The organism is Caballeronia sp. (assembly GCF_049581465.1).
In the GTDB taxonomy this organism is placed as follows: Bacteria; Pseudomonadota; Gammaproteobacteria; order Burkholderiales; family Burkholderiaceae; genus Caballeronia.
Genome location: NZ_JBAUSA010001333.1, coordinates 1 through 6173, shown reverse-complemented (window position 1 = coordinate 6173; position 6173 = coordinate 1). Strand labels below are relative to the sequence as shown.

Annotated in this window: 8 protein-coding genes; all 8 read right to left on the bottom strand. The window is 60.1% G+C overall.

Annotation, left to right across the window (positions count from 1 at the left end; genetic code table 11):
* On the bottom strand, positions 1 to 171 hold a 171-nt coding region (locus WCA53_RS32295; RefSeq protein WP_423921414.1), incomplete at its 3' end, for a homogentisate 1,2-dioxygenase.
* 89 nt (positions 172 to 260) lie between these two features.
* Positions 261 to 440 (bottom strand): hypothetical protein, encoded by a 180-nt coding sequence (locus WCA53_RS32290; RefSeq protein ID WP_121947662.1) that lies wholly within the window; start codon positions 438 to 440, stop codon positions 261 to 263.
* Positions 441 to 469: 29 nt separating this feature from the next.
* Complete coding sequence (locus WCA53_RS32285) at positions 470 to 2167, bottom strand: FAD-dependent oxidoreductase (RefSeq protein ID WP_423921411.1); 1698 nt, start codon at positions 2165 to 2167, stop codon at positions 470 to 472.
* A 118-nt stretch (positions 2168 to 2285) separates the two neighbouring features.
* The gene (locus tag WCA53_RS32280) at positions 2286 to 3677 is read right to left on the bottom strand and encodes an MFS transporter (RefSeq protein ID WP_423921407.1); all 1392 of its coding nucleotides are present in this window, start codon (positions 3675 to 3677) and stop codon (positions 2286 to 2288) included.
* 222 nt (positions 3678 to 3899) lie between these two features.
* Positions 3900 to 4721 (bottom strand): helix-turn-helix transcriptional regulator, encoded by an 822-nt coding sequence (locus WCA53_RS32275; RefSeq protein WP_423921402.1) that lies wholly within the window; start codon positions 4719 to 4721, stop codon positions 3900 to 3902.
* A gap of 129 nt (positions 4722 to 4850) precedes the next feature.
* Entirely contained in the window at positions 4851 to 5720 is an 870-nt protein-coding gene (locus WCA53_RS32270; protein ID WP_423921397.1) for an FAD-dependent oxidoreductase, read from the bottom strand.
* A complete protein-coding gene (locus tag WCA53_RS32265) occupies positions 5720 to 5926 on the bottom strand; it encodes a ferredoxin (RefSeq protein WP_423921394.1) in 207 nt (68 codons plus the stop codon). Before WCA53_RS32265 ends, WCA53_RS32270 begins: the two co-directional genes overlap by 1 nt.
* On the bottom strand, positions 5923 to 6173 hold a 251-nt coding region (locus WCA53_RS32260), incomplete at its 5' end, for a cytochrome P450 (protein WP_423921391.1). The genes WCA53_RS32265 and WCA53_RS32260, both read right to left, overlap by 4 nt.

The following is a 6173-nucleotide window of genomic DNA, read 5'->3' as shown; positions in this document are numbered from 1 at the left end:
CCAGGAACGACGGTTGTTATGGCGCGGCGCAGTGAATGGGGTGCCCGAGAGTTGCTCGGCGTACAGGCCATAAGGCGCGCGTTGCGGAGAGTTGCGTCCCACGGGAAGCGCACCGGGCAGGGCCTCGGTGGCAAATTCGTTGCCGAAGCCGGTTTGATAGTTGAGTGTCATTGTTTCGATCTCCTGCGAAGGACATTGGCCCCCTTAGAAAAGGGTGGCGATGCTGGCCGCGCTTGTATGCGGGGCCGGCGACCCGGCACTCATTCAGACATCCCCTCGCTCGCATCGTCGATCAGGTTCAGCGCGACGGCCGGGTCGTCGATCGTATCGATCGCGAGCATCGCGAAACGCGCGAGAAACAATGAAGTGTTGGCCTCGCCTACTTGGGTCATGGTCTTGCACAGTCGGGTGTAGACGTTATCGAGGTCGCTGTCAGTCATGGCGTTCTCCTTTATCGGGTTGGTCGTGATCACGAGTTAAGGGTGTGGTGGATGGCTGTCGCAATATCTGCGGCGGCTGCCGCGCGCCAGCGCCCCAGCACATGACCGTCCGGGCGAACGAGATACACGGTGCCGGGTCTGGCGTCGTACATGGCAAACAGCCGACCCGTATGGTCCCAGTTGTGATCGCGTTTAATCTCAGGATGCAGATGCACAGTCAGGGCAATCATCTTGAATGGAAGCTTCTCGCCTTTAAGCGTTTCTTCGAGCGCAGAAAATTCCTCAGGCACCCTACCGTCCTCGCTGAAATGCAAGGCTGTGAAGCAGGGGGTGACGAGGTCTGTCAGGTGAGCTTCCCGCGCGTTGCCGCCCTCGAAGATCGTCAAAGGGCACTCGGAAAGCACAGCCCCGGGCGCGGGACCCGCCGTAAATGAGCCCGGCTCTGTTTCCGCAGCATTGAGTGGCGACGCGGTATAGGTGATGGCCGAGGTCTGCCGCGGGTTGATCAACGAACGCAGGCGTTCATGCTTGATCGCCAGACTCAGCACTGCCTTGCGCATCAACTCAAAGGCGAACGTTGGCGGCGCCATGAATTCGGTACTCTTGGTGCCGTGCCTGAGGTTCTCGTGGGCGGCAAAGACACGCTCGGCCGAATAGCTGTCGAGCAGTCCCTCGGAGGCGATGCCGCGGACCACGAAGGCGAGTTTCCATGCCAGATTGTCGGCGTCGTCAATGCCTGAGTTTGCGCCGCGCACGCCAAAAATCGGGACCAGGTGGGCTGCATCGCCGCCAAACAGAACGCGGTCATGACGATAGCTCTCCAAAGTCAGGGCATTGGCCTTGTAGATGGTGATCCAGATCGGCGCCCAGGCTCCGCGCTCGCCCATCATATCCAACAGGTTCTGCACCCGCGGGATGACGTTTTCCGGCTTCACTGCCTGTTCAGCGTCTTCGCCGTCACGCAGCTGATAGTCGATGCGCCATACATTGTCAGGCTGCTTGTGAACCAGGACGGTGGAACCCGGGTTGGACGACGGGTCGAAGTAGGCCAGGCGCTCGGTCGGCCGGTCGCTCTCAAGCTCGATATCGACGATCACATAGCGGCCCTCATAGCTGGTGCCCTTGAGCTGCAGGCCCAGCGCCTCGCGAATCGTGCTGCGCCCGCCGTCACAGGCGACGACCCAGTCCGTGTTGAGCGAATAGTCGCCTTCGGAAGTCGCGAGGTTCAGCGTGGCGCCGTCCGCACGCGAATCGATGGCCGTGACCCGCGTCTGCCAGCGGATGTCTATCAGATCCGCTTTCTTTTCTGCGGCGTCCAGCAGGAATTGCTCGATATGGTATTGGGCGAGGTTCACCATGGGTGGCAGCTTCTGGTCCTCATCCTGCGGCATCTTGAAATGCAGTACTTCGGTATCCCGATAGAAGCTGCGACCACCGGCCCATGGCAGGCCGGTATTCAGAAATCCTTCGACTGCGCCCAGACGGTCAATTATCTCCAGGCTCCGACGCGAGATACAGATGGCCCGGCTTCCATCGCACACGGAGTCGTCGGCTTCGATCAATACGGAGGAAACGCCATGATTCGCAAGGCCGAGTGCAACGCTCAAGCCGACCGGACCGCCCCCAACGATCGTGACGGCATGTCGCTTTGTCTCGATGCCGTTGTCCAACTTCGGGACCTTGGAGGCGTATTTTTTTGCAGTAAAGGGATAGGGTTTAAATTCCATCGTTTGCTCCTGAACGAATTCTTGAACGAAGTGCGGCTGGAGACCGGACATGGCCCGTTCTTCGTCGTTGGTCACTTCGCCACAGTTTGAGGCGCACAACCAGCGCGACGAGCACCGTCTAACTAAAGCTGCCTGAACGTTGGGTGCGGCCTTGGCGCGTCGATTCGATCGGTAGCGCTGCCACTACGATGGCGCCGATCACGAGCAGTGCCGCTGCATAGAGCAACCCGGCCGAGAAACTATGCGTCACGTCTTTCAGCCAGCCCACCACTAGTGGATTCAAGGCTGAGCCGATATTGCCAGTGGCATTGATCACGGCGATGCCGACTGCGCGGGCTCGGAAGCTCAGCGCGTGATCGGGCGTCGTCCAGAAGATCGACATGGCGGTGTACGAACCTGCGGACGCTAGGCAGATCCCCAGCATTTGGACGACGAGGTTTGCCGAGTAAGCCGTGCAAAGCCAGCCAGCAGCGGAAAACAGCATAGGCAGCATGAGGTGCCATTTGCGCTCCTGCTTCCGATCGGAGCGCCTCCCCCACCAGATCATCGCGACGACGGTGCAGACTTGCGGGATGGCCGCCAGCAGACCGACGGTGCGGTTACTCGCGTCGGCGCTAAAGCTCTTGACGATCAGTGGTGTCCAGACCGCGACCATGGCGAGCGTGTTGACGAGACAGAAATATGCCAGCGCAAACTTGATCACCGTCGGCGAGACGAGCTCGCTGAAAAGGCTTCTTTCTTCCGTTGCCGAAGCGAGGGGCACGGGATCGGCCCGGTGCTCCGCGGCGAGCGTCTGCGACAAAGTGCGCTTTTCATCAGCGCTGAGCCAGGTCGCCTTTTCGGGGGCGTCGTGAAGATAAGCGAACACAACCAGTCCCAGGATCGCCGACGGCAAGCCTTCCAGAAAAAACAGCCATTGCCACCCTCTAAGTCCGAGGGTCCCGTCCAGTGCCAGGACGTATCCTGACAACGCGGAACCGACGGCGGCCGTCACCGGCATCGCGATCATGAATAAGGCATTGGCTCTGGCGCGATACTTACTGGGAAACCAGTAGGTCATGTAGAGCAGAATGCCCGGCAGAAAGCCGGCTTCGGTCACGCCGACCAACACGCGCAACAGGTATAAGGTGCCTGGACTGCTCGCGAACATGGTCGCCGTAGACGCCATGCCCCAGGCGATCATGATGATCCCGATCCATTTCCTCGCACCAATACGCGCCAAGACCATATTGCTCGGAATGCCGAATGCGATGTAGGCGATGTAAAACAACGTCGTGGCCAGACCGAACTGGGTCCCCGAAAGCCCCAGGTCCTTCATCATCGTTAGCCCGGCGAATCCGATGTTGATCCGGTCCAGGAAGGAGAAAAAGAACAGAATGAAGAGGAACCACAGCAAGTGCCGCGAGACCTTTGCGATGACGTGCTTTTCGTACGTGGTGGGGTCTGGCCGGGCGTCGTTCGAAGGCCCTCCGCGCAACTGACCGCGGTCGGCCGATGGGGTCGTTTCCATGTATGTTGTCTCCACGATATGGGGCTATGTCGAGCGCCATAGCGCTCAATGCAATCGCGTCAGGTTCGTCCGGGAGGCGAGGTATGGCGATGACTGAAGTATGGAGTGCCGCGAATTCGCGATGTCCCCAAAATGGGTACGCCTTGACGGGCGAAACGGCCTAGGGGAAACCCTTGACGTCCCGCGAGAGCGTGGGAAGCCTGCGTCGGGATGGCGGAACAATCAAGAGTTAGCTTTGGCGGATGCCAGGCACAAGGCGAACAACTGACGCTGGCTCGAAATACCAAGGCGACGATAAGCGCGCTTCTGGTAGGTCACGACGCTTGAGGCCTTAACCCCCATCAGCTCGCCGATTTCCTGCGCGGTGCGGCCCTCCAAAACGCCGCAGAGCACATCGAGTTCTCGCCTCGACAGATCGGGGCAGATTCCGCGGACCCGGGTCAACATTAACTGCGGAATACCGGTCTGAATTTGGCCACAGAGCGTGTAATGATGCCCGGCCGCACGAGCGATCAGCGGTGCATAGGCTTCAATTTTCGCAATGTCGCTCTGGTGAAAATGTCCGCGCTTACGGTCGCGATAGAAATTGACTGAGAGCCAGACGCCCTGCGAGGGCTGCAACAAAAGGGATATCCGGCCTGACACGTCGGGCTGGTGATAGCACGCGTTGCGGTAATCCTCATGCAGGACGTCTTCGCTGGTTTGCTGGTGCAGCAGGACCGTCGAGCTTTTCTGGGGATTGGTTGCCGAGACGATCGTTTGATTACCGTCGAGCGCGTAGAAGCGTTTGGCGTACGCATCTGCTACGTCACGTAAAAATCGGCCGCCACGGTGGTCTGCGACGGAGATCGTCCGGGGACGCGTGCCAAATTCGTATGCAAATACGGTGCACTGTGAGATTCCTGCGGCATCGCCGACCAGCTTCAAGACTTCCATGGCAAATGCATTGGAGTCGTCGCCCCCGATGGATGAGACCAGGCTTGTCGCACGTGAAAGATCCAGGTGTCCTGAGGGGCTTGGACCATCGAGCCGCCACGAGCGCATGATTGACTTTGGAGAGTGTAGATTAAGGCAAATTTCGGCGCCAGCCACAGCCCACGATTCCGCGCTGCTTGCGTTTCCGTCGGGCGTTGCGGAAGAAATGACCGGTCAATATGACACGATGTATACACATCATAATAGCGGAACACGTGCGACGCGCCCCGCGTGCGGGAATGCGGCGACATCTCCTACTGCCGCAATGTTCGGGCGAATCAGGCCGCGCCGGTCCACCACGAGCGCGCCGCCAGTGAGTAGCTCCGCGGTGGCGAGCCACTCGACATTGGGGGCGTCGCCGATAGCAGAGACAATCACCTGCGCTTCGATTACGGTGCCGTCGCCAAGCGCCACCACGGATGTACCGTCGTACATCACCACCTCCGCGGAGTCAGTCTTGACGATCTTGAGGCCCTGCGCAAGGGCAGCATCGTGGAACCGCGCCGCGAGCAATGCGCCGAGATGGGCAGCGAGCGGCAATCCTTTGGCGACGAGCGTCGTTGCACATCCAGCCCCAATCGCGCCGGATGCTATCTCCATGCCGAGCGGACCACCGCCCACCACTACGACCGAAGGTCTTGACGCGAGTCGTGCCCGCAGCGCCAACGCATCGGCGAGCGTTCGAACGGTGTATTCGTCGCTCCTACTAACAAGGCCTAGGCGTCTGGCTCGTGTGCCGGTGGAGATAATTAGCGCGTCGTACGGCACCTCATCGCCATCCGCGAGCCGCACGCGCTGCCGATCAACATCGAGGCCAATGGCGGCGATGCCGCGCCGCTCGAGTGCCCCGTGCGTCGCCTCCGGCAACAAGTGCGAGGTCAGATCATCCTGGTCGCGCAGCATGGCCTTGGACAAGGCGGGACGGCTGTATGGCGCGACCGTTTCGTCACCGATTACTGTGATGCGGCCATCGAATCCCTCGGCGCGAAGCGTGTCGCAAGCGGTTAATCCCGCGATGCCACTGCCCACCACTACGATATCGCGGACGAAATTTCGAAGGGCACTCATCAAGTCGCCTCTTCGCCGATGAGCTTGAGCGCGGCTACCGGGCAGACGCGCGCCGCAGCCTGGGCCGTCGCCAGGATCGCATCGCTGATCTCGCTCACATCGATGGCGGCATAGCCTTCATCGTCGATGTGAAGAAGCTGTGCGGCCACCTCTACGCAAAGACCATGACCTTCGCAACGAGGGCGATCAAGAACCAGTTTGATCATACGGCCTCCAACTCCAAGACGGGGACGGTGTCGAACGACACCGTAATATTGCTCGGCACGCGGGCGACATCGCCGATGCGGAACGATTTGATTTGAGTCGCAAGCGCCTCGATGATTGCTGCACCCTCCATGCGGGCAAGGCCCTGACCGGCGCAACCATGCGGACCATAGCCAAAGGAGAGATGGTCGATCGGGTTGCGCGTCACGTCGAAGACTTCAGGGTTCTTGTAATGACGCGGGTCGTGGT

What these genes read in the sequence shown, in the direction of transcription:
- WCA53_RS32290 (WP_121947662.1), bottom strand. Translation starts at nt 440, where the DNA reads ATGACTGACAGCGACCTCGATAACGTCTACACCCGACTGTGCAAGACC.
- WCA53_RS32270 (WP_423921397.1), bottom strand. Translation starts at nt 5,720, where the DNA reads ATGAGTGCCCTTCGAAATTTCGTCCGCGATATCGTAGTGGTGGGCAGT.
- WCA53_RS32265 (WP_423921394.1), bottom strand. Translation starts at nt 5,926, where the DNA reads ATGATCAAACTGGTTCTTGATCGCCCTCGTTGCGAAGGTCATGGTCTT.
- WCA53_RS32285 (WP_423921411.1), bottom strand. Translation starts at nt 2,167, where the DNA reads ATGGAATTTAAACCCTATCCCTTTACTGCAAAAAAATACGCCTCCAAG.
- WCA53_RS32280 (WP_423921407.1), bottom strand. Translation starts at nt 3,677, where the DNA reads ATGGAAACGACCCCATCGGCCGACCGCGGTCAGTTGCGCGGAGGGCCT.
- WCA53_RS32275 (WP_423921402.1), bottom strand. Translation starts at nt 4,721, where the DNA reads ATGCGCTCGTGGCGGCTCGATGGTCCAAGCCCCTCAGGACACCTGGAT.